This is a genomic window from Roseobacter sp. MH60115 (assembly GCF_015644665.1).
In the GTDB taxonomy this organism is placed as follows: Bacteria; Pseudomonadota; Alphaproteobacteria; order Rhodobacterales; family Rhodobacteraceae; genus Roseobacter.
In genome coordinates this window covers 142,754-165,649 of record NZ_JADOBQ010000003.1, presented here as the reverse complement: position 1 = coordinate 165,649, position 22,896 = coordinate 142,754, and the positions used below count along the sequence as shown (strand labels likewise).

Sequence of the window (22,896 nt, the reverse complement as noted above, 5' to 3'; positions counted from 1 at the left end):
GATCAGCTGTTGCCCTGACCCGAAAAACGCGCGGCATCTGCGGCGGCCCGGCGGATGGCGTTGGATTTATGCACCGTCTCCTGGAACTCCGCCTCGGGGTCGCTGTCGTAGACGACACCGCCGCCCGCCTGGATGTAGAGCGTCTGGTCCTGCACCACCGCCGTACGCAGGGCAATGCACATATCCATATCGCCGCCCGCGCTGAAGTAGCCGACACCGCCGCCGTAGATCCCGCGTTTTTCAGGCTCCAACTCGTCGATGATTTCCATCGCGCGGACCTTGGGCGCGCCTGAGACAGTGCCCGCAGGCATGCCCGCGAAAAACGCATCCAGCGCGTCCTTGTCGTCCTGCAGCTCGCCCACCACGTTGGAGACGATGTGCATCACGTGGCTGTAGCGTTCGACGATGAACTCTTCGGTGGGGCGCACGGTGCCGATCTTGGCGACGCGGCCCACATCGTTGCGCCCCAGATCAAGCAGCATCAGATGTTCCGCCAGCTCCTTCTGATCGGCCAGCAGATCGGCCTCCAGCGCGTTGTCCTCTTCCGGCGTGGCGCCGCGGGGGCGGGTGCCCGCGATGGGGCGGATCGTCACCTCATTGCCAAAGACGCGTACCAAGATTTCGGGGCTGGCCCCGATGACCTGAAAGCCGCCGAAGTTGAAATAGAACATGAAGGGCGAGGGGTTGGTGCGCCGCAACGAACGATAGAGCGCAAAGGGCTCCTGCTTGAAATCCTGTGCCCAGCGTTGCGCTGGCACCACCTGAAAGATATCGCCCGCGCGGATGTAATCCTTGGCGGTCTCGACGGCCTGCTTATAGCCCTCGTGGGTGAAGTTGCTGACCGGCGCGCCGGGGGCTTCCGCCTCGCCCAGATCGCGGGTGGCCACGGGCATGGCGCGCTCCAGATCGCGCACCGCGTCCATCACCCGTTCGGCGGCCTGCGCATAGGCCGCGCGGGCGGATTGACCCTCCGACACCCAGGCGGGGGAGACCACGGTGACCTCACCCTTGACCCCGTCAAGCACGGCAATCACCGAAGGGCGCAGCATCACCGCATCGGGCAGGCCCAGCGGATCGGGGTTGATGTCCGGCAGATGCTCCACCAGCCGCACCATGTCATAGCCCAGATAGCCAAAGAGCCCGGCGGCCGCCTGCGGCAGGTCATCGGGCAGGGCGATGCGGCTTTCCGCAAGCAGGGCGCGCAGCGTGTCCAGCGGATTGCCGTCCTGCGGGGTAAAGGCATCTGCATCGTAGCGCGCTGTGCGGTTGATCTCGCTGGTCTCGCCTCGGCAGCGCCAGATCAGGTCCGGCTTCATGCCGATGATGGAATAGCGCCCGCGGATTTCACCCCCCGTGACCGATTCCAGCACAAAGGCGTCCTTTTGCGCCCCCGTCAGCTTCAGCATCAGGGAAACGGGCGTGTCCAGATCTGCGGCCAGCCGCGTATAGACGATCTGGTTGCGACCCTCTGCATAGGCCGCGTCGAAGGTTTCAAAATCCGGTGTCAAAGCCATGGGTCAGGGGAAGTTCACATGCACGGCCTGAAGCGCCTGCGGGTTGATCTGCGGATTGGCGCGTCGGCTGACATCGGTGCCGAAAATCTCGAAGACATTCTGCGCCAGTGCCTGATCGGCCTGTTCGGCCAGCTGCGCACGCATGGTTGCCGTCTCTTCATCGTCTGCAGGGCCAGAAATCCCGTCGAGCCGGACCACGACAATTGCGCCGTCATGCGGTTGCACGGAGATATCACCCACGGCCATATCGAACACCTCCGACAGGAAACCGGGCGGGGTGCCGCCGACAAAGTCGCTGCGCAGCAGGTTCTCTTCCCGCACCGCATCCAAACCAAGCTCCGCAAAGGGGGTGCCCTCGGTCAGTTGCGGCATCTGCGCGTCGACCTGAGCCGCGAGGCGCGATTCCACCTCCGCAGCCTGCCAATGCGCCAGTACATCCTCACGGACATCCTCAAAAGGGGCCGGACGCGGAGGCAATACCGCATCGAGTCGCAGGGCAAACAGCCCGCCGTCTTCCAACTGGCCGATTTGCGGGAAATCCTCTGCGGTCACAGCCAGCGCGGCGCGCCGGAACGCCTCGTAAGCGGCGATATCCTCGGCGCTGTCGGTGCTCCAGTCGACCTTGCCCAGCACCATATCGGTGTCTGCGGCCAACTCTTCCAAGGTGGCACCGCCCGCCAGCAGGTCATCGAGGTTTTCCGCCTGCGCCTCGACCAGACGGCGGGCACGATCAGCGGCAACCTCGGGGCGCAGAATGGCCTGTGCATCCTCGAAAGAGGTGAACTGTTCCGGCAGCACCGCGTTCACCCGGAAAAGCGCCGGCCCTAGCGAGCTGGGCAGGGGGCCAACAACCGCGCCCACCTCGGCGGCAAAAACACCTTCGCCTGCAGCCCCCAGATCCGCCAGGGTCACATCCCCCAGATCAATATCGGCCAGCGTCAGCCCACGGTTTTCCACCAGCGTTTCGAAATCGGTGCCGGTTTCCAGCGCGGCGGCAGCGGTGGCCGCACTTTCCGCGTCCAGATAGGCCAGACGTTCCACCAGGCGGCGCTCAGGCTGATTGAATTCCTCGCTGCGCAGATCGTAGGCCTCGCGCAGGTCGGCCTCGGCAATCTCTACCTGATCCACCATCGCATCCGGGCTCAGCAGCGCATAGGTGATCTGCTTGGTCTCCGGCAGGGTGAAATCGGCGATGTTCTCCTCGTAATGCGCCTGCAGGGTAGCATCTTCCGGCGCCTCAATCGGCGTTTCCAGATCGGCCTCGGAAAGCCGCGCCCAGGTAAAGCTGCGCTGCTCGCCCACGTAGTTGACCAGTGTTTCGACAAAGGCATCAGGCATCACCACGCCGCTGAGGATGGCGCCCTGCATCAGCGTGCGCGCCACTTCCTCGCGCAGCTGGGTTTCGAACTGTGCCTCGGAAATGCCGCTCTGCTCCAGCGCAAAGCGGTAACCTTCGCGGTCAAACGCACCATCGATACCCCGGAATGCACCGATTTCCAGAATACGGTCACGCAGGTTGCTGTCGCCGATGGACAGCCCGATTTGCGCGGCCTCGTGGTCCAGCGCGCGGGTGTCGATGATCCGCTGCAGCACGGCGCGGTCGAGCCCGATCTGCTGGGCCTGCGCAAAGGGCAGAACCTGTCCGGTCTGCTGCTGCACGGCCTGGATTTCCTGCTGCAACTGGCGGGCGTAATTGTCGACGGAAACAGGCATGTCACCCACGGTGCCAATCGTGCGGATATTGCCGGTCAGGCTGGTGGCGCCAAAGCCGCCGAGCCCGAGGATGAGCAGACCCAACAGGATCCAGACGGCGGTTTTCGAAATGCTTGATGAGCCCTTGGCCATATCACCCCTTTGCGCTGGCGCGCCTGTCACGTTTTGCCGCTCTGTCTATGCGCAGCCGCCCCGGGGGGCAAGGGGCCTCACAGGCTCTTGTCCATCCCCGCTAGGCGCTGAAAGAGCACGCCGATCCCGTCCTGATCCAGATTGGCAAAGGCAATGCGTAGCTGACGCGCGCCGTCGGGGTCGTCCTGGGGGTAGAACATTGTGCCGGGCAGGCACAGAATGCTCTGATCGCGCACCAGATGTCGCGCCAGATCGTCCGATTGCATCGTAAAGGGATGCCGCAGATAGGCGAAATACGCACCCAGTCCCAGCAACGCCCAGCCCTGTTCGGCCAGAACCGGAAACCCGTCACTGATGGCCGCCCGGCGCGCCAGGATTTCCGCACGTTCCCCGGCCAGCCATTGACCGAGGTTCTGCATGCCCCAGAGGGCCGCGTGCTGTCCAATCTGTCCCGGGCAAATGGCCACGGTATCAAGGAATTTCTCAACTTCGGCCAATCGGGTCTGCCCGGTTGCCATGGCACCCACGCGGTGGCCGGTCAGCCGGTAGGCCTTTGAAAAGGAATATAGGTGGATCAGCGTATCGGGCCACTCCGGGTCCTCGAACAGACCATGTGGCGCCCCCGATTGCGCATGAAAATCGCGGTAAGTCTCGTCGAGGATCAGCGCGATGCCGCGCCGCTGCGCCAGATCGTAAAAGGCACGGAGCAGCTCTGCGGGATACTCCACGCCGCTGGGATTATTGGGCGACACCAGGGCCATTGCGCGGGTGCGGGAGGTGATCAGCGCCTCTGCCATCTCCGGATCGGGCAGCAGCGCTGCATCCGTCTTCAGCGGCACCGTCCGCACGCCGGACATGTCCAGCCACATCTTGTGATTGAAGTACCACGGGGTCGGCAGAATAACCTCATCGCCTTCGGCACAAAGCGTGGCGATGGCGGCGGCAAAGGCCTGATTGCAGCCCGACGTGATGGCGATCTGATCCGTCGAGACCGCGCCCCCGTAGATCCGCCCCGTTTCCTGCGCCAGTGCCGCGCGCAGTTCCGGCAAGCCCAGCACCGGCCCGTAAAGATGCGCATCATCCCGCGCCAGCGCCACCTCTGCCATCACCTGCCGCAGAGCATCGGGGGGCGGATCGACAGGGGCTGCCTGACTGACATTGATCAACGGCCTGTCCGCAGGAAAGGCGACACCTTCCAGCCAGCGCCGGGCTTCCATCACGGGCGGGGCAAAGGTGGCGGCGGTGCGTGTCAAGATCATGTGGCGGCTCTGGTCAACTGGCGGCTCCGGCTTCTTCTGGCTCAAAATATCCTCGCCGAAGGCAAGAAAACTCTTTTGGCAGGCTACTCCGTCCCGCGATAGGGTTCCACGTATTGCAGCGCCATATCCCAGGGGAAGAAAATCCAGGTGTCCTGGCTGACCCCGGTGATAAAGGTATCGACCTGCGGCTCGCCCTTGGGCTTTGCATAGACGGTCGCAAAATGGGCATTGGGATAGAGCGCACGCACCACTTCGAGCGTTTTGCCGCTGTCGACCAGATCGTCGAGGATCAGAATGCCGGTGCCGTCACCCATCAAGGCGTCATCCGGCGCCTTCAGCACCTTGGCCTCGGACTGCTGCTGGTGGTCGTAGGATTTGATCGAGATCGTGTCGACGGTGCGGATGTCAAGCTCGCGCGCCACGATCATGGCTGGCGCCATGCCGCCGCGGGTGATCGCCACAATCGCGCGCCAGGCGCCCTCATCGGGCCCGCGGCCATCCAGCCGCCACGCCAAGGCACGGCTGTCACGGTGGATCTGGTCCCAGCTGATGTGAAAGCCCTTCTCATGGGGCAAGCGGCTTGGATCTTTGCTCATCTCAGTTCCTTTCAGTCAGCAGGCGCAGTCCCAAAGCGCCCAGCAGTGTCGCGGCAATACGGTCCAGGATGGGTTTCGCGCCAAGGTATCCACGACGCGCCGGGGCGCTGGAGAGCAGCAGGGCGACGACCCCGTAAAAACAGACCTCCAGCACGAAGTGGTTCGCAACAATGATCGCGATCTCCGTCGCGGCCAACCCTTGGGGGAAAACCACGACAATCACGGCGGCTGCAAACAGCATGGACTTGGGATTGCCCGCGTTGATCAGCATCCCGGAGAGAAACGCGCGCCCGTGCGGACGGCTTGCGTCGCCAACGGGAGATTTCGCGTGCCGCCACGTCTGGATCGCGAGCCAGATCAGATAGAGCGCGCCGCCAAATTTCAGCACCGTGTAGGTCCAGGGGAAGAGGCGAAAGAGCCCTTCGAGCCCCAGAAGGGCGGCGAGCGTCCAGAGGGCTGCGGCAAATCCCAGGCCAATGCCGGTAGCAAACCCCGCAGCACGCCCGGAGGCCACGCAGGTCTTGATGGCATAGAGCAGGGCGGCGCCCGGGCTGGCAAGCGCCGCGAGCAGCACGAGGTTGAAGGCGATCAGAGAGTCAAAAGTCATATGTTACCCCGCTGCGATACGTGCCCCGAAAAGGCCCAGAATGACGCCGAAACAGCGCTCCACACGCGCCTTGATCCGGGCATAGAGCTGTCGCGGTCCGCTGCGGGAAAAGACAAGGGCCAGGCAGGCGTACCAGCCGGTCTCGACCACGAAGATCACCGCGAGGATCATGGCCCCATCCAGCCAGGTCATGCCCGGTGGGATGATCCCGGTGAAGACGGCTGCGAAATAGGCGAGCGCCTTGTGATTTGCCAGATTGGTCAAGAGACCGAGCCAGAGAGCCCCGAGCGTGCTGCGTGGGGGCAGGGCGCCCGGCTCGGGCATCGGTTCCGCGGCATGGCGCCAGAGAGAGATGCCAATCCAGACCAGGAAAAGCCCGCCGATGATGCGCAGGCCCGTCTGCACCCAGGGCATCAGCTCAAACACCAGCGACAGCCCGGCGAGCGCCGCCACGGCCCACACAAGTACGGCACATGTCAGACCAAGGTTCAGCAGCAAGGCCGGGCGCAGCCCCTCGCTCGCGGCGGTCCGAATGGTGAGCACCGCAGCAGGGCCGGGGCTCATGGCGAGCATGAGTTGCAAGAGCGCCAGACCTGCGAGGGCGGAGAGGGTCATTCCTTGGCCATATCCGGTGCATCCACCGCCTTCATGCCGACCACGTGATAGCCCGCATCCACATGCAGGTTCTCACCGGTGGTGCCGGAGCCGAGATCAGAGAGCAGGAAGAGTGCGGCCTTGCCGACATCCTCGGTGGTCACATTGCGACGCAGCGGCGAGTTGTACTCGTTCCACTTCATGATGTAGCGAAAATCGCCAATGCCGCTGGCGGCCAGCGTCTTGATCGGCCCGGCAGAAATCGCGTTCACGCGGATGCCGTCCTTGCCCAGATCTTCGGCCAGATATTGCACCGAGGCCTCGAGCGCTGCCTTGGCGACACCCATCACGTTATAATGCGGCATGACTTTTTCCGCTCCGTAGTAGGTGAGCGTCAGGCAGGAACCGCCATTTGTCATCATCTTCTCGGCGCGCTGCACCACGGCCGTAAAGGAGTAGACCGAGATATCCATGGAGAGGGCAAAGTTGCTGCGGCTGGTGTCGACATAGCGGCCGCGCAGCTCGTTCTTGTCGGAAAACCCGATGGCATGCACGATGAAATCGAGTGTACCCCACCGCTCCTTGAGCGCCTCGAACAGCGCATCAATCGACGCCTCATCACCCACGTCGCAGGGCAGGACGATGTCGCTGCCCAGTTGCGCGGCCAACGGATCGACGCGTTTTTTCAGCGCATCGCCCTGGTAGGAGAATGCCAGCTCTGCGCCCGCATCGGCGCAGGCCTTTGCGATCCCCCAGGCGATGGATTTGTCGTTGGCCAGGCCCATGATGAGCCCGCGCTTGCCCGCCAGAAGATCGTTTCCCATAAAGGTCCCTCGATTGTCATGTGGTGTTTTTGTCCTTTCCGTCCTTTAGGCGATTGCGGCAGGCCCATCAAGGTAGGTCAATACACCCCCTTGACCTTTGCGCTGGTTCCGCCACTTGCTGCGGGGAAAGACATGTGAGGATGCCATGGATAGCAGAAGTGGAAAATTCGCGGGCGACAATCCCTTTGATCTGGCACAGATCTGGTTGGACGAAGCGGGGAAAACCGAACCCAATGACCCCAACGCCATGGCGTTGAGCACGGTGGATGCGGACGGCCTGCCAAACGTGCGCATGGTCCTGCTGAAGGCGATCGAGCCGGATGCCTTTGTCTTTTACACCAATTACGACAGCGCCAAGGCGGGCGAGCTTGACGGCGCGGGCAAGGCGGCCTTTGTGATGCACTGGAAAAGCCTGCGCCGTCAGATACGCGTGCGGGGCCTTGCGGAACGGGGCGACCCGGAGGACGCGGACGCCTATTTTGCCACGCGGTCGCTGAAAAGCCGGTTGGGGGCATGGGCTTCGAAACAGTCCCGCCCGCTGTCCAGCCGTGCGGCACTGATGGCCGAGGTGGCGAAAGTGACCGCGACCAAGGGCACAAACCCGCCGCGCCCGCCGTTCTGGGGCGGGTTTCGGATCAAGCCGCTGGAGATCGAATTCTGGGCGGATGGCGAGTTTCGCCTGCATGACCGGTTTGTCTGGCGCCGGGCGTCTTTCGACGAGACCTGGTCGATCACGCGCCTGAACCCGTGAGGGGCGAAAAAAAGCGCGAGTCTCAATAATTCACTGTTTGTCAGCGCACATAATATTGTGCATACATCGGGGGAGTTTTGATTTTTCAGTCATTTATGAGGTGGAATTCAACTGTGGCTAGAATGACCTGAGAAATCGCGAATGTGTGATGCTTGTGCGAGCGCCTTTTGCGATGTACGCGAAGAAATTCGTCTCAACTTTTTTGTTTCAACTTGAAAGAAGAAAGTTAATTCGCGCAAGACTGTGTTAGAAGACCTTACGACGGCTGAAAGAAGACGAGTGAGCGAGACCGAAGAAATATCTTCCCCCGTGAAGGGGCTTGTTAAATGGTTTGATCCGGTAAAGGGGTTTGGCTTCGTCGTTTCCGACGAAGGCGGTCCGGATATTCTGTTGCACGTTAACGTTTTGCGGAACTTCGGGCAAAGCTCCGTCGCCGATGGCGCACGGGTCGAGCTGGAAGTGCAGCGCACGGAACGGGGCGTTCAGGCGACGCAGGTGCTGGCCCTCTTGCCGCCGCAGGCGGGCGAGTCGGTGGGGTTGTCGGATATCGCGGCACTGGATCCGTCCATTGTGGCCGCCGCACCCTTGGAACCTGCACGTGTCAAATGGTTCGACAAGGGCAAGGGTTTTGGCTTTGCCAATGTCTTTGGCCGGCGCGAAGACATCTTTCTGCACATGGAGGTGCTGCGCCGGTCGGGCCTCTCCGATCTGGCCCCGGGCGAAGCACTGGCGCTGCGCGTCATCGAGGGCAAGCGCGGGCATATGGCCGCGGAAGTCTTTGCCTGGGAAGCAGCGCTGGACGTCTCGGAGGCATGATCCTGCGCGCCGCGGTGCTGATGTGCGCACTGGCGCAGGCGGCTGCGGCCGAGACCTGCCGCGACGACACGGTGTACCTGAAAGGCGATTGGGGCGACGCGCGATTTGCCGTTGAAATCGCCGATGATGACCGGGAGCGCGCGCAGGGGCTCATGCACCGGGAGCATCTGCCGAGTTCGGCGGGCATGCTTTTTGTCTATGACCGCCCGCAGACCTTGTCGTTCTGGATGCGCAACACGCTGATCCCGCTCGATCTCATCTTCATTGACCAAACCGGCACCGTCCGGACCATCCATCATTCCGCACAGCCGCTCGATGAGACACCGATTCCCGGCGGCTCCGGCCTGACACATGTGCTGGAAATCAACGGCGGGCTGGCCAAGGCGCTGGGGATCACGGCCGGAACCGTGCTGCGCCACCCAACATTTTCAGCGACAGACGCCCGTTGGCCCTGTTAGGGGTTTTCAAACCCGCACGCCCCGTTTAAGGAGTGCTTCGTCGGAGCGTGGCGCAGCCTGGTAGCGCACCTGTTTTGGGTACAGGGGGTCGGAGGTTCGAATCCTCTCGCTCCGACCACTTTCAAAAATATCTGTATGCATGGGCTGCGGTGTTATGGGATCGCAGCGGTCTGCTGACCAAATGATGGCGCAGGAAGGGATCTGCCGGACGGTCGAAATCCGCGACACGCCTGATCAACCGGGTCTTGGCGAAAGCGCTGTCTAGCGCCTCGTATCGAGCGTCCGGGAAACGCACTATTGCCGCGACATTTCGCGAAATGGGCAGACGTCATCCTCAAACGGCACATGTCGGCGCCGAAACTGTGTCCCTTCGATGACTTCCGGATGCCGGATCCGGTCCATGCGGAAATGCCGGAAATCATCGCGCGCGGGATCCCAGCCGACAAGATACCAGAGCGGCGGCAGGATCAGCATGGCTTGCGGTTCGATCGCGCGGTCTGTCTCACGGCCTTTTGCATCGCGGTAGCGAAAACGCAGATGCATCCGCTTGAGAAAGGCCGCCTCGAAGGCTGGCAACAGCGCGGGATCCATGGAGCCCATGTCCGATATGTCCTGATGCGGCGATAATTCTCCGATGTGCAGGCAATCCAGAAACTGACGCAGATCGCGGATCTTGTCTGACGGCAGCGCCTTCTCGATCTTGGCAAGCCCCGCGTCGGCAAGATCCGAAAACGGCAGGCTGCGCGCCGCGCGCATTGCCGCAACACTGATGAGAAGCGCAAACACTTCATCCACCGACAGGCGGGCCGTTGTCTGCACCGATTGCGGATCAAGTTGCAGGCCCCCGCCGCGCCCGGCTTCCGAGTGGATGACAAAGCCCTGATCGCGCAGGGCGCTGATGTCGCGCAGGATCGTCCGACGGGAGGTCCCGACCTCCTCGGCCAGGTCGTTGACGGTGGATGTGCCATTGCGGCGCAGGCTGCGCACGATGGCGTCATGACGAAGGCGAATGCTCACTCTGTAATACTAGCACTTTTGGTGACAAAATATGGCACCTTTTTGCCTTAGTCAGGGTGCAGGCACATGAACAAGGAGATTCTGACGATGCAACGCACAGCGGTAAACCCATGGGACTGGTCCCTGAAACTTGGCTACAATCAGGCAGAAATCATCGAAGGCCCGTCGCGGCAGTTGATCTGCGCGGGCCAAACGGCGGTAGACGGCGAAGGCAATCCACAGCACCCCGGGGACATGCGCGGTCAGATTGGCCTGGCATTGGACAATCTGGAGGCGGTATTGTCCGAGGCGAACATGGGATTGGGCAACATCATACGTCTTGGGGTTTTTGCCACGGACGTGGATGAAGCTTTGAAGAACTTCGATCTGCTTGGCATGCGGTTCGGACCGATTGGATGCGCCCCGCCGATGACCTTGCTTGGCGTGACCCGTCTCGCGATTCCGGGCTTGTTGTTCGAAATCGAAGCCACCGCCGCGGCATGAACCGAGACAAGATGCAGCAGCCTTCACGGTCGGTTCCCGACCAGCTGCTGCGTCTTGTCTTGCCCTCGGCGGGCAGCAGGACATTGCCCCTTTCGATGTGCTGAGACCCGCCCGACGGTGCGGCGCATCAGTGTTATTGTCGCGCAAAGCGTCAGGGCACGATTGACTGTGGTGACGAGCCGGGTTCAGGCGTAGGCCAAGCGCGCGGCGATTTCAGGTTTCTCTGTGATCCGTTGAAACGTCAATGCCAGCCAATGCTGGTTTCGCCGGAAACAGTCACGACCCTGCCGGTCGGCAATGACATCTGCAGGAATCATCCCACCGAAAGTCGATGCTGCCCCCAAATGCACAGATGGAATCGGGCTGCGCACGCGCGGATCTCCGCCAAATCATGCCGATGCTGTGCCACTATATCTAGTGGTGCCGCGGCTCGAATATCGGCCTCCTCCCCATATATGGGGAGACCGCCCGCGCCAAACAGTCGGGGTGCGACACAAAAATGTAACATTGCGTGAGTACAGCGCGCGAGTCGCAAAAAGGTCGGCCTTTGCCGGAGGTAACCGTTTCTTAACCTTCTCACCCTGTGGATAATTTCAAGCATTGCATAAGCCAGACAAGCTAAATCAGCCAAACCATTTGATTATTGCATCCGGCGGTTACGGCAACTTGTAAACAGTCCTTTGGGGATATTAACCGGGTGTTAATGATTTGAATCACAACGCACTCCGGGCAGACCAAATCAGCGGATGCGTCAAGTCCGTAAACTTTAAAAAATCTTAAAAATATCGTTGACCGGGTAGGGCAAGATACGTCAGTTTGTGGAGGCCGACGATGACGCCACAACATGTAGTGGTTTAACGCTCAGGGGCGGATCGACGGGACAGGGGCCGACAGACGACACTTTTTTCGATCTGATCCAAGGCCGGAGCGCTGAACGCGGCAGCTCCGGACAAGGAGATTGTGCCTATGACCCACGGCGCGAGGCTGGAGTAACGCGGCAATGACGGCGTTGGTCTGAAGATGAAATTGCTGGAAATGAGGCAGCGACAAAATGAAAATCGAACGTAAATTCACCAAGGCCGGGCAAGACGCTTACGCAGAGCTCGATTTCGTCACGACTGCATCGGAAATCCGCAACCCGGACGGCACCGTTGTGTTCCGCCTCGATGAGGTCGAAGTGCCCGGTTCCTGGAGCCAGGTCGCCAGCGACGTCATTGCTCAGAAATATTTCCGCAAGGCGGGCGTCCCCTCGAAAACCCGTCGGGTGAAAGAAAAGGGCGTGCCTGAATTCTTGTGGCGCTCGGTGCCCGCAGAGGGCGCGGAGATGGGCGGCGAAACCTCCTCCAAACAGGTCTTCGACCGTTTGGCAGGCGCATGGGCCTATTGGGGCTGGAAGGGGGGCTACTTCACCTCCGAGAGCGACGCCAAATCCTACTTTGACGAAATGCGCCACATGCTGGCCTCCCAGCGCGCGGCCCCCAACAGCCCGCAGTGGTTCAACACCGGCCTGCATTGGGCCTATGGCATCGACGGCCCGGCCCAGGGGCACCACTATGTCGATTACAAATCCGGCAAATTGACCAAATCCAAATCTTCCTACGAGCACCCACAACCGCATGCCTGCTTCATCCAGTCTGTCTCAGACGACCTCGTAAACGACGGCGGCATCATGGATCTGTGGGTGCGGGAAGCGCGTCTGTTCAAATACGGCTCCGGCACCGGCACCAATTTCTCCAGCCTGCGGGCTGCGGGAGAGAGCCTGTCCGGTGGGGGCCGTTCATCCGGGCTGATGGGCTTCCTGAAAATCGGTGACCGTGCGGCGGGGGCCATCAAATCGGGTGGCACCACGCGCCGGGCCGCCAAGATGGTGATCGTCGACGCGGATCACCCGGACATCCAGGATTTCATCAACTGGAAGGTCATCGAAGAGCAGAAAGTGGCGAGCATCGTCGCGGGCTCCAAGATGCACGAGCAGAAGCTCAACGGTCTTTTCGAGGCGATCAAGACATGGGACGGGGCGGAAGCCGATGCCTATGACCCCGCCAAGAATGACGCGCTGAAAACAGCGATCCGCGCGGCGAAAAAAGTATCTATCCCAGAGACTTACGTCAAGCGCGTGCTGGACTATGCCAAGCAGGGCCACACTTCCATCGAGTTCCCAACATACGACACCGATTGGGACTCCGAGGCGTATAACTCCGTCTCCGGGCAGAACTCCAACAACTCGATCCGCGTCACAAACGCTTTCCTGACCGCCGTCGAAAAGGACGCCGATTGGGAGTTGATCAACCGGGTCGATGGCAAGGTCACCAAGACTGTGAAGGCCCGCGAGTTGTGGGAGCAGATCGGCCACGCCGCCTGGGCCTGTGCCGATCCCGGCATCCAGTATCACGACACAGTGAACGACTGGCACACTTGCCCGGAAGATGGGGCGATCCGCGGCTCCAACCCCTGCTCGGAGTACATGTTCCTCGACGACACGGCCTGTAACCTGGCGTCGATGAACCTGCTGACCTTCCTCAAGGACGGCACGTTCCAGGTCGAAGATTACATGCACGCCACGCGTCTCTGGACCGTGACGCTGGAAATCTCCGTGATGATGGCGCAGTTCCCGTCGAAGGAGATTGCGCAACGCTCCTACGACTTCCGGACACTGGGTCTGGGCTATGCGAACATCGGCGGCCTGCTGATGAACATGGGCTATTCCTACGACAGCGATGAGGGCCGCAGCCTCTGTGGCGCCCTGACCGCCATCATGACCGGGGTGAGCTATGCCACCTCCGCCGAAATGGCGGGCGAGCTGGGCGCTTTCCCGGGCTATGCCAAGAACGCGCAGCACATGCTGCGGGTCATCCGCAACCACCGCAACGCGGCAAACGGCAAAGTGGGCGGCTACGAAGACCTCTCCGTCATGCCGGTCCCGCTCGACTACAAGAACTGCCCCGATGATCGGTTGATCGACGTGGCGCGCGGTGCCTGGGATCAGGCGCTGGAGCTGGGCGAGAAGCATGGCTATCGCAATGCGCAGGTCTCCGTGATCGCACCCACCGGCACCATCGGTCTGGTCATGGACTGCGATACCACAGGCATCGAGCCCGACTTCGCGCTGGTGAAGTTCAAGAAGCTGGCCGGTGGTGGCTACTTCAAGATCATCAACCAGTCGGTGCCTGCCGCCCTTGAAAAGTTGGGCTATGGGTCCGCGCAAATCGAGGAGATCGTCTCCTACGCGGTAGGTCACGGCACCATCGGCAATGCGCCGGGGATCAACCACACCTCGCTTGCGGGTCACGGCTTCGGCGCCAATGAATTGGCCAAGGTGGATGCGGCACTGGCCTCGGCCTTTGACATTCGCTTTGTCTTCAATCAGTGGACGCTCGGCGAAGAGTTCTGCACGCAAGTGCTTGGCATCCCTGCCGAAAAACTGAACGATCCAACCTTTGATCTGCTCAAACACCTGGGCTTCTCGAAAGCGGACATTGATGCGGCCAATGATCACGTCTGCGGGACCATGACGCTGGAAGGCGCGCCCTTCCTCAAGGAGGAGCACCTGCCGATCTTCGACTGCGCCAACCCCTGCGGCAAGCAAGGCAAGCGCTTCCTTTCCGTGAACAGCCACATCACCATGATGGCCGCGGCGCAGAGCTTCATTTCGGGGGCGATCTCCAAGACGATCAACATGCCGAATGACGCGACCATCGAGGACTGCCAGAAAGCCTATGAACTCAGTTGGTCGCTGGGGGTGAAGGCCAACGCGCTCTACCGCGATGGCTCGAAGCTCAGCCAACCGCTCGCGGCAGCCTTGGTCGAGGATGACGACGACGCGCAGGAGGTGCTGGAAAGCGGCTCGCAGCAGGAAAAGGCGGTCGTGCTCGCTGAAAAGATCGTCGAAAAAGTTGTGGTCAAGGAAATCGTCAAATCGCACCGCGAGAAGATGCCGCAACGGCGCAAGGGCTACACGCAAAAGGCCATCGTTGGCGGCCACAAGGTCTATCTCCGTACGGGCGAGTACGAAGACGGCAACCTGGGCGAGATCTTCATCGACATGCACAAAGAGGGTGCGGGCTTCCGGGCAATGATGAACAACTTCGCGATCGCCGTCTCGGTGGGTCTGCAGTACGGCGTGCCGCTGGAGGAGTTCGTCGATGCCTTCACCTTTACCAAATTCGAGCCTGCGGGCATGGTGCAGGGCAATGAGACCATCAAGAACGCGACCTCGATCCTCGACTACGTGTTCCGGGAATTGGCCGTCTCCTACCTCGACCGCACCGATCTGGCGCATGTTCAGCCTGAGGGGCATACCTTCGACGATCTGGGGCGCGGCGAAGAAGAAGGGGTGAGCAACGTCTCGGAACTCTCTGAAACTGCTGCAACAAAGTCACTGGAAGTGCTGAAACAAATCAGCTCCACCGGGTACCTGCGCAAACGTCTGCCGCAAGAGTTGGTGGTGCTTCAGGGTGGCCAGCAGGGCTTTGCGGAGGAAGCGGTTGCCTTCGACGGGCTCGCCCCGGTCTCCGAGGGCAGCGTCGCGGTGGCCATGGCCACCACGGCGGTCACCAGCGGATCGGTCAGCATGGACGCCCGCACCAAGGCCAAGATGCAGGGCTACGAGGGTGAAGCCTGCGGCGAATGCGGCAACTACACGCTGGTGCGCAACGGGACGTGTATGAAGTGCAACACCTGCGGCGGGACGTCCGGGTGTAGCTGAGGAGCGGGTTGATGATACTGAAAAATACAAATGCACTATCCGAGAATTACGGAAAGTGCACCTGGACAAACTCAGCAGGTAGACAGTTTGTGTTCTCGGAGTATCCGATAGACTACAAGCCGGAGGGTGATCGTGACATCTATCTCTTTTGCGCTTGCGGGATTTTCGGCTACAGCCCGATCTACATAGGCAAGGCAACCGACTTAAACAGTCGTCTGAGCGGTCATGAGCGCCGTGACGAGGCCAAGAGATATGGCGCTACGACGCTGCTCGTCTACTCGCCAGGAGGCCTGCTGTCTGAACTGTTCGAAGACAACGAAAAGCAGTTGATCCAAGAGTTTCGCCCGCTGCTCAACACCCAGCACGCCATGGGTGGGGTCTTTGGGACGAACGCCTTGGAGCACTACTGAAAACGCGTCCCTGGGGACGTGTAGGGGTGGCGGTTCTGCCCACGAGCAGGCCGCACCCCGACGAAATTGGAGCGGGGCAGGGTGGGACCTTGGCCTCTTCAATTGGGACAGAGTTGGACTCCGCAGGTTTCTGCGAAACCCGCTCTATCCAACCCGGCGGGTTTTCCGTGAAAACCCGCGCGTACAAGGGGCGGGTGCGCTCGCCCCCGACGACGTTCAGGCCGCAGGCAGAAAAATACCGAGCGGTTAACATATTGAGCCTGAACGGCGAAACTCAACGGGGGGCTCAGGCCCCCCGTATTTTGTCGCGCATGATCCACAAGGACTTCAAAAAAGGTGGCCTGAAAGCCCACCTTACCTGCCGGATGCACTGCTTGACCCCAACAGGTAGGGTGGGCTTCAGGCCACCCTTGCAGATCAGAAGAGATCGGAGACCGGGGCTTTCTGGGCAATCCCCATCTCTGCGCGCAGTTTGGAGCGCGCACGGGCGAGGCGTGACATCACCGTGCCCAGCGGCAATCCGGTGCGTTGCGCCAGGACGGTCGGGCTGGTTTCACCGGCCGCGATCATGTTGATCAGCAAGGCCTGCGTCTCAGGCAGTTTTTCGACCGCAGCCGCGAGATCGGCACAGGCCATGCGCGCAGGCGCTGTCGGCGGGACCGCGGCACTTTCCTCCTCCAGCGGATCGGTCGGCTTGTCCGACCGCCAGCGCTGTCGGGCGAGATTGCGCAGAATGGTCATGGCATAGCGGTCGAGATCGTCGACCTCTGCACCCTTGCGCAGGGCTGCCCAGAGTTTCAGCGCGGTTTCCTGCGCCAGATCGTCGGCGTCACTCTGGCTGTCGCTGAGGCGCCGGGCGCGCCCGGCAAGGCGGGGCAATAGGGCGTCCAGATCGGAAGGCATGTCGTGTGTCGGGTACATGTCGGGCTCCTTTTGATTGGGACCAACACCAGCATCGCAGGTCTGTTCCGGGGTGCCAGACGGGGGCTTTTTGCCGATCGCGGTTTTGAGGCCTTTTTCGGCGAGCCGCCGCCACCTGCCCATGGCCCAATCGGCGGGGAATGGCGCGATCTGCCGGTGCCGCACCGCAGCAGGGACGAAACAGCCGTTTTGCGCATCTACCCAACTGAGGCGCGAGAGTTGCGCCTTGGACACTTATGTTCAAACCTTAATGGGAGTACCCAAATGAAACTGATCACCAAAACCACAGTTGCAACCATCGCTCTTCTGTCGGCCTCTGCGGCCTTCGCACAGCTGGCGGCGGATGCGAATGGCGATGGCGTTCTGACAATCGATGAGGTCCAGGCAGTTTACCCTGACATCACCGCCGAGTCCTTCAGCACGATGGATCTCAATGCGGACGGCGCGCTGGATGAAGCCGAAGTGCAATCCGCGCAGGAAGCTGGCCTGATGCCAGCCTAAGCGGCCAACAGGCCTGAGACTACCGCCTTTCGATTTTAATGGCAGGCGCTCAGGTCGAGATGCCCGGTTTCTCCCCCAAGAGCCGGGCATCTCTTTTTCAATCGGGCAGGTGGATGTTGAACCGCGCCCGTATCTGCGCATCCAGAACCGGATCAAAGCGTGCTGTGGCGCGTCGCCCCAAGATCTCATCCTTGCGCGCGGTGGCCTTTTCGATCAGGTCGGGTTTTCCCCGTTCCACCCATTCCTTTGGCGATGTACGGTCCCCGAACGTCGGGTAGACGTGGTCCTGCTGCATGCGCCCCAGCGTTTGTTCGGTGCCAAGGTAATGTCCTGGTCCGCCCAGACAGACCTCTCGGATCTGATCGACGGCCAGGGTTTCATCCGTCACCTCGATCCCGCGCACGCAGCGCATCGCCTGACCGATCAGATCATCGCCCAAAATCAACGATTCATGACAGAAGCCCAGCAATGACGCATGCATGCCCGCGGCCTCATAGACCATGTTGAGCCCGGCAAGCCCGGCCATCACGTTGGAGCACATCTGCTCCCATCCGGCCTGCATGTCGGGCAGCTTTGCATCGGCAATTCCCGCAGCCGCCCCGCCCGGCAGATCATAGTATTTGTGCATCTGGGCGCAGCCTGCGGTCAAAAGCGCCTGTTCGCCGGAGCCGCCGGTCATCGCACCTGTGCGCAGGTCGAGCCCGAAGGGCCATGTACCAAAGACCGCGGGATGGCCGGGTTTCACGGCATTCACGTAGACCAGCCCCGCAAGGCATTCCGCCACCGCCTGCACGATGGCCCCGGCGATGGTCGAGGGCGCCGTGGCCCCCGCCATACCAGCGGAAAGCAACAGGACCGGCATGCCTGCCTTGATGCATTCTTCCATGACCTCGCAGGATTCCGTTGCGAATTTCATCGGCGGCACCACAAAGCAATTGGTGTTGCTGACAAAAGGCCGCGCCCGCCAGGCCTCTTCGCCGCCAGCGATCATATGCAACAATTCGACGCCGTGTTTCACGAAACCCGGTTCGGTGAAGGAGGTGCCGATATGTTTGCTGGTGCCCGCGCAGCAGGCGTAGATGGAATTGAGGTCCATCTCCAAATTGTCGGAGATATCGCGGCAGACCATGGGGCGCTGCACGAAATGGATATTGTCCAGCTGGTCGGCGATGCGCGCGGCATCATGCAGGTCCTGCACACCACATTCGCGGTAGCTGCTGCCATCCACCTCGACCAGATGTACCGCGGCCCCCGCCGTGCCGTAATGCACGCGGTGACCGGATAGCTCCAGATCATGCGCCGGATCCCGGCCCATCAGGGTGACAGACCGGTTGGCCCGCGCAATCGTGTCCTCGACAAGCGCGCGGGGAAAGCGGATGCGACCGTCGTCGCCCAGAAGGGCACCCGCGCCGGTCAGATATGCGATGCCGGAGGGGGGCGCGTCGGCGAGGCCGATCTCTTCCAGCGCCTCAAGGGCAGCGCCGTGGATCTTGTCCATATCGGCGGGGGAGAAAGGTTTGTACATGCCGCCCGACATGCCGGGTCGGATCGGGCGCAGGTGGGTGGCCAGAGGTGCCGCGCGCGCGGCCCGGCGCGCAGAGCGCCCGCCGCTGCGTGATTGTGTTTTTTGTGTCATTGGGTCGTCCTGAGAAGAAGAAGGGGGTGGATATGGCTCACACCATCGCCGGTCGCCCCCGCGCCGCGCGGCCCCGTTCCGCACCGATGGTGCGGATCACGATGTTGATCTTGCTCAGATCGTCCTGCATCGAAATGTCCTCTCCTGATCCCAGCCTGCGTTGCTGTTGCCGAACCGGTCAAGCCTGTTTGCGACCCCACGTCGTTTTTGGACTTTTTGAGAGCGACAGATGAACGCAGCAAAGACCCGCCGACCTTTGCGCCCGAAAGAAGGCGATTTGAGCCCATTTCCGCCGCCTCACGTTTCATTGATCGTCTGGGCATTGAACCAAATCGCAGCATCCACAGTTATCCCGCAGAGGACGTCACAAAAAGACGTTCGCAACCCAAGACAAGGACGTGACAATGAAAAAGATTTTGAGTGCAGCAGCCGCGGTGACCGCGACAGCCCTGATGACCGTGCCCGCATTTGCCGGAGCACTGGATGAACCCGTCGTAACGCCCGTACCCACCGCGCCACCGCCTGCACCCGTCTACACAGGGGGTGACTGGACCGGTTTCTACGCCGGTGCGCAAATCGGTAACTTGGACGTGGACGGTGAAAACGGTTTGGCCGGCGTTGGTGGCGATGACACCACCTACGGTTTGCACGCCGGTTACAACTACGATTTCGGCACCTGGGTTGTGGGTGGTGAACTCGACTATGACGATGCCAGCGTGGATCTATCCAACGGTGCCTCCGTCGATTCCGTCTGGCGCGCCAAACTGCGCGGCGGCTATGACTTCGGCCGCACGCTGGTTTACGCCACTGCCGGTTTTGCCGATCTGGATACATCTGTCGGCAGCGACACCGGTGAATTCTACGGTGTCGGCGTCTCCTACAAAGCCACAGAACAGTTCATCGTGTCGGGCGAGTACCTGATGCATGACTTCAGCGACATCGGCGGTGCCGCTGGCGTGGACGCGGAAGCGGATACCTTCACGGTCCGGGCGTCCTGGCAGTTCTGATCTAAGTTTCCTCCCCGGAACGGGCCCGGTTGTCGCAAGGCGCCGGGCCCATATTCATGCCGCGCGTTTTTCCGCGTGGGTGCAGAGCTTGCTCAGGGCCTGCTCGAACGCTCGGTCTTCGATGGTCATGGCCACGCGGATATGACCGGCAGCCGAGGTGCCAAAGCTCTCGCCGGGCATGACGGCGATATGGTGTGTCTCCAGCAAGTCATACGCAAAGGCCTCACCGGTCATCCCGGTCGCCCGGATGTCCAGCATCAGATACATCGCCCCCTGCGCCGGTACGAGCCCGACGGTGTTTTGGCGGGCGATCACCTGCTTGGCCAAGGCTCTGCGCCGCTGGAAGGGTGCGGCGATCTCCGCCTCGAAGGCGGCTCCCTGTTTCAGCGCAAAATCACTGGCATCCTGAATGAATCCGGGCACCCCATAGGTGGTATGGGTGGCCAGCGTAATCAGGTTTGCAATCACCGCCTCCGGCCCCACGATCCAACCGCAGCGCGAGCCTGTCATGGCATGCGATTTGGACATGGAGCCCACGACCAGCGTGCGTTCTGCCATGCCCGGCAGGGCGCGGGGGGATAGGTGGCGTCCTTCCCAGACCTGGGTGTCATAGACTTCGTCCGAGATCAGCCACAGATCATCGGACCGGCATGTCTCCGCGATCATGGCGAGGGTCGCGTCGGAATAGACCACGCCGGTGGGATTGTTCGGTGTGTTGATCAGCAAGGAGGATGCGTTGCGGGAATGCGCGCGCAATTCTTCTGCACGCGGTTGAAACGCTTCCGCCGCGTGGGTCTTGATCGCTTGGGGGATGGCCCCCACGCCCCGCAATGTACCGGGGTAGGTCGCGTAGTAGGGGTCAATATAAAGCGCTGTGTCGCCCGGGTCGCAGGCCGCCATATGCGCGGCAAAGAGCGCGGCTTGCCCGCCGGGTGTGATCACGACATTGTTGCGAGTGGTGGGCACGCCCGTGCGCGCCTGCACCCGCGCCGCCACCGTGTCACGCAGGGTGTCCGTGCCGGGTACCGCAGCGTATCCTGTGTGACCCGACATCGCGGCGGCATGCATCTTCTGCAGGATCGGTGCGGCGGTGCGGATGTCATGTTCGCCAATCGTCAGTTCCGTGACCGCAATGCCATCGGCAATCATGCGGCGCGCTTTCAGGAAAACGTCCCAGCCGTCTGATCCGCCCCCGGTGAGGCCCGTTATTCGCGTGGATTGATGCATGGCTGCCTCCGTCAGTCTCTTGCGCAGGGGCGCAGAGGTGGCACGATTCGTCAATCGGCCTTGACCGGCGCCTCTGCGTCGGGCTAGGGATGGGGCATGACCAGAACCACGCCCATTTGCTGTACTATTTGCTGAACTCCCCCAGCGGGCGGTTTTAGGTCGTTTTCAACCTGTCACAAGATTGCTAAGCCCGCGCCACACCTGCGCAAGGACGCCTGTCATGACGACATTGAAGCTCTACAACACGAAGACCCGGTCGAAAGAGGTGTTTCAGCCCATCGACCCAGAGAATGTGCGCATGTATGTCTGCGGGCCGACCGTTTATGATCGCGCGCATCTGGGCAATGCGCGGCCGGTGATTGTGTTCGATGTGCTCTTTCGGTTGCTGCGTCACGTCTATGGTGCAGAACACGTGACCTATGTGCGCAACTTCACGGATGTGGACGATAAGATCAACGCGCGGGCCGCAGAGAGCGGGCGCGCCATTGGCGAGATCACCGCCGAGACCACCCAGTGGTTCCTCGACGATATGGCGGCTGTCGGCGCGCTGGAGCCCACGGCCATGCCACGTGCGACGCAGTATATCGCGCAGATGGTGGCGATGATCGAAGACCTTATTGCGAAAGGTCACGCCTATGAGGCCGAGGGCCATGTGCTCTTTGCCGTTGAGAGTTATGCTGAGTATGGCGCGCTGTCCGGTCGTTCCGTGGACGACATGATCGCCGGCGCGCGGGTCGAAGTGGCGCCCTACAAGCGCAACCCCATGGATTTCGTGCTCTGGAAGCCCTCTTCGGAGGATCTGCCAGGCTGGGACAGCCCATGGGGGAGAGGCCGACCGGGCTGGCATATCGAATGCTCCGCCATGGCGCGTGATTTGCTGGGAGAGCGTTTCGACATCCACGGCGGTGGGATCGATCTGCAGTTCCCGCACCATGAAAACGAGATCGCCCAATCGCGCTGCGCGGGCCACGGGTTTGCCAATGTCTGGATGCACAACGAGATGCTGCAGGTCGAGGGTAAGAAGATGTCCAAGTCTCTGGGCAATTTCTTCACCGTGCGCGAAGTCTTGGACGGTCTGACGATTGCTCATAAGAACTTCAATGCCAGAATGTCTGTCCGAATGAGCGGCGAAGAGATACGCGCCGCGTTCCTACTTTCGCACTATCGCTCTGTTATGGATCTTGGGGTTCAGCGGCGCCACGAAGCTGGTGTGGTGGTTAACGAGTTTGCGAGGGGTCTTGGAAGAGGCGGGCTGGCTTCGCTGCATCTTCTCGAGGAAACGGATGCGCTTCCCGAGGTGTTGTCCGCTCTTAAAGACGATTTGGACACGCCAAGAGCAATTGCTGCAATCCGCAAACACCTGAAGGCGCTGCCTGCCGACCCAGATGCAAGGGTCGCCGAATTAGCCAAGAACTACTCTAGTCAGTTACTGCTTGGCTTCGATCTAAAGGCATCAGTGACTGCGGAAGATGCGGCTCGAGCTAGAGATGAGCGCAGAGGAGTATTTACCAAAGTGTTCGGAACAGTGGATGCGGTACAGCTCTTGGTCGATCAGCTTGATCAAGCTCGAGCAGAGAAAAACTTCGAAGAGGCGGATCGACTGCGCAGCGGGCTGGTTGATGCCGGTGTGATTGTTAAGAATACACCGAGCGGTACGAAATGGGAGCGGCAAAGTAACTTCGACCCTGGGAAGCTCGAGGCTTTGAAATGATCTCCCAACAGAGG

20 protein-coding genes and 1 tRNA gene are annotated in these 22,896 nt (G+C 61.2%); 10 read left to right on the top strand and 11 right to left on the bottom strand.

Going from position 1 to position 22,896, the window contains the following annotated elements:
- Positions 1 to 2 precede the first annotated feature (2 nt).
- The 7 genes from trpE to fabI all read right to left on the bottom strand — a co-directional run bounded on the left by trpE (position 3) and on the right by fabI (position 7,239).
- On the bottom strand, positions 3 to 1,514 hold the full coding sequence (gene trpE, locus ISX84_RS11200; RefSeq protein ID WP_195820456.1) for an anthranilate synthase component I: 1,512 nt from the start codon (positions 1,512 to 1,514) through the stop codon (positions 3 to 5).
- A gap of 3 nt (positions 1,515 to 1,517) precedes the next feature.
- A complete protein-coding gene (locus ISX84_RS11195; protein WP_195820455.1) occupies positions 1,518 to 3,359 on the bottom strand; it encodes a peptidyl-prolyl cis-trans isomerase in 1,842 nt (613 codons plus the stop codon).
- Positions 3,360 to 3,436: 77 nt separating this feature from the next.
- Complete coding sequence (locus tag ISX84_RS11190; protein WP_195820454.1) at positions 3,437 to 4,618, bottom strand: aminotransferase; 1,182 nt, start codon at positions 4,616 to 4,618, stop codon at positions 3,437 to 3,439.
- Positions 4,619 to 4,701: 83 nt separating this feature from the next.
- Positions 4,702 to 5,214, bottom strand: coding sequence for a xanthine phosphoribosyltransferase (gene gpt, locus ISX84_RS11185; protein WP_195820453.1), 513 nt, complete (start codon positions 5,212 to 5,214; stop codon positions 4,702 to 4,704).
- Between the two features lies 1 nt (position 5,215).
- Positions 5,216 to 5,821, bottom strand: coding sequence for a LysE family translocator (locus ISX84_RS11180; protein ID WP_195820452.1), 606 nt, complete (start codon positions 5,819 to 5,821; stop codon positions 5,216 to 5,218).
- A 3-nt stretch (positions 5,822 to 5,824) separates the two neighbouring features.
- Complete coding sequence (locus ISX84_RS11175; protein ID WP_195820451.1) at positions 5,825 to 6,436, bottom strand: LysE family translocator; 612 nt, start codon at positions 6,434 to 6,436, stop codon at positions 5,825 to 5,827.
- Positions 6,433 to 7,239, bottom strand: a complete 807-nt coding sequence (gene fabI, locus ISX84_RS11170) for an enoyl-ACP reductase FabI (protein WP_195820450.1) — start codon at positions 7,237 to 7,239, stop codon at positions 6,433 to 6,435. Before fabI ends, ISX84_RS11175 begins: the two co-directional genes overlap by 4 nt.
- A 145-nt stretch (positions 7,240 to 7,384) precedes the next feature.
- On the opposite strand from fabI, the gene pdxH reads away from it, so the two are divergent.
- From pdxH to ISX84_RS11150, 4 genes are all read left to right on the top strand, one after another.
- Entirely contained in the window at positions 7,385 to 7,990 is a 606-nt protein-coding gene (pdxH, locus tag ISX84_RS11165; protein ID WP_195820449.1) for a pyridoxamine 5'-phosphate oxidase, read from the top strand.
- A 279-nt stretch (positions 7,991 to 8,269) separates the two neighbouring features.
- Positions 8,270 to 8,806, top strand: a complete 537-nt coding sequence (locus ISX84_RS11160) for a cold-shock protein (protein ID WP_195820448.1) — start codon at positions 8,270 to 8,272, stop codon at positions 8,804 to 8,806.
- Positions 8,803 to 9,264 (top strand): DUF192 domain-containing protein, encoded by a 462-nt coding sequence (locus tag ISX84_RS11155; RefSeq protein WP_195820447.1) that lies wholly within the window; start codon positions 8,803 to 8,805, stop codon positions 9,262 to 9,264. The genes ISX84_RS11160 and ISX84_RS11155 overlap by 4 nt, the downstream gene beginning before the upstream one ends.
- Before the next feature lie 41 nt (positions 9,265 to 9,305).
- Positions 9,306 to 9,382, top strand: a tRNA-Pro gene (locus ISX84_RS11150).
- A 176-nt stretch (positions 9,383 to 9,558) separates the two neighbouring features.
- On the opposite strand, the gene ISX84_RS11145 is transcribed toward ISX84_RS11150, so the two are convergent.
- Positions 9,559 to 10,281 (bottom strand): helix-turn-helix transcriptional regulator, encoded by a 723-nt coding sequence (locus ISX84_RS11145; RefSeq protein ID WP_195820446.1) that lies wholly within the window; start codon positions 10,279 to 10,281, stop codon positions 9,559 to 9,561.
- Between the two features lie 66 nt (positions 10,282 to 10,347).
- On the opposite strand from ISX84_RS11145, the gene ISX84_RS11140 reads away from it, so the two are divergent.
- From ISX84_RS11140 to ISX84_RS11130, 3 genes are all read left to right on the top strand, one after another.
- Positions 10,348 to 10,764, top strand: a complete 417-nt coding sequence (locus tag ISX84_RS11140) for a RidA family protein (protein WP_229884269.1) — start codon at positions 10,348 to 10,350, stop codon at positions 10,762 to 10,764.
- A 1,051-nt stretch (positions 10,765 to 11,815) separates the two neighbouring features.
- The gene (locus ISX84_RS11135) at positions 11,816 to 15,469 is read left to right on the top strand and encodes a vitamin B12-dependent ribonucleotide reductase (RefSeq protein WP_195820445.1); all 3,654 of its coding nucleotides are present in this window, start codon (positions 11,816 to 11,818) and stop codon (positions 15,467 to 15,469) included.
- An 11-nt stretch (positions 15,470 to 15,480) separates the two neighbouring features.
- Complete coding sequence (locus ISX84_RS11130; protein WP_195820444.1) at positions 15,481 to 15,879, top strand: hypothetical protein; 399 nt, start codon at positions 15,481 to 15,483, stop codon at positions 15,877 to 15,879.
- Between the two features lie 417 nt (positions 15,880 to 16,296).
- On the opposite strand, the gene ISX84_RS11125 is transcribed toward ISX84_RS11130, so the two are convergent.
- Positions 16,297 to 16,800 (bottom strand): RNA polymerase sigma factor, encoded by a 504-nt coding sequence (locus tag ISX84_RS11125; RefSeq protein ID WP_195820443.1) that lies wholly within the window; start codon positions 16,798 to 16,800, stop codon positions 16,297 to 16,299.
- 264 nt (positions 16,801 to 17,064) lie between these two features.
- Here ISX84_RS11125 and ISX84_RS11120 point away from each other — a divergent pair, with 264 nt between their 5' ends.
- Positions 17,065 to 17,301, top strand: a complete 237-nt coding sequence (locus ISX84_RS11120) for a hypothetical protein (RefSeq protein ID WP_195820442.1) — start codon at positions 17,065 to 17,067, stop codon at positions 17,299 to 17,301.
- Positions 17,302 to 17,398: 97 nt separating this feature from the next.
- On the opposite strand, the gene ISX84_RS11115 is transcribed toward ISX84_RS11120, so the two are convergent.
- The gene (locus ISX84_RS11115) at positions 17,399 to 18,937 is read right to left on the bottom strand and encodes a trimethylamine methyltransferase family protein (RefSeq protein WP_195820441.1); all 1,539 of its coding nucleotides are present in this window, start codon (positions 18,935 to 18,937) and stop codon (positions 17,399 to 17,401) included.
- A gap of 404 nt (positions 18,938 to 19,341) precedes the next feature.
- On the opposite strand from ISX84_RS11115, the gene ISX84_RS11110 reads away from it, so the two are divergent.
- Positions 19,342 to 19,944, top strand: coding sequence for an outer membrane protein (locus ISX84_RS11110; RefSeq protein WP_195820440.1), 603 nt, complete (start codon positions 19,342 to 19,344; stop codon positions 19,942 to 19,944).
- A 54-nt stretch (positions 19,945 to 19,998) separates the two neighbouring features.
- On the opposite strand, the gene ISX84_RS11105 is transcribed toward ISX84_RS11110, so the two are convergent.
- Positions 19,999 to 21,171: a pyridoxal phosphate-dependent aminotransferase gene (locus ISX84_RS11105; protein WP_195820439.1), complete on the bottom strand. Its 1,173-nt coding sequence runs from the start codon at positions 21,169 to 21,171 to the stop codon at positions 19,999 to 20,001.
- A gap of 220 nt (positions 21,172 to 21,391) precedes the next feature.
- Here ISX84_RS11105 and cysS point away from each other — a divergent pair, with 220 nt between their 5' ends.
- A complete protein-coding gene (gene cysS, locus ISX84_RS11100) occupies positions 21,392 to 22,882 on the top strand; it encodes a cysteine--tRNA ligase (RefSeq protein WP_195820438.1) in 1,491 nt (496 codons plus the stop codon).
- Positions 22,883 to 22,896 lie beyond the last annotated feature (14 nt).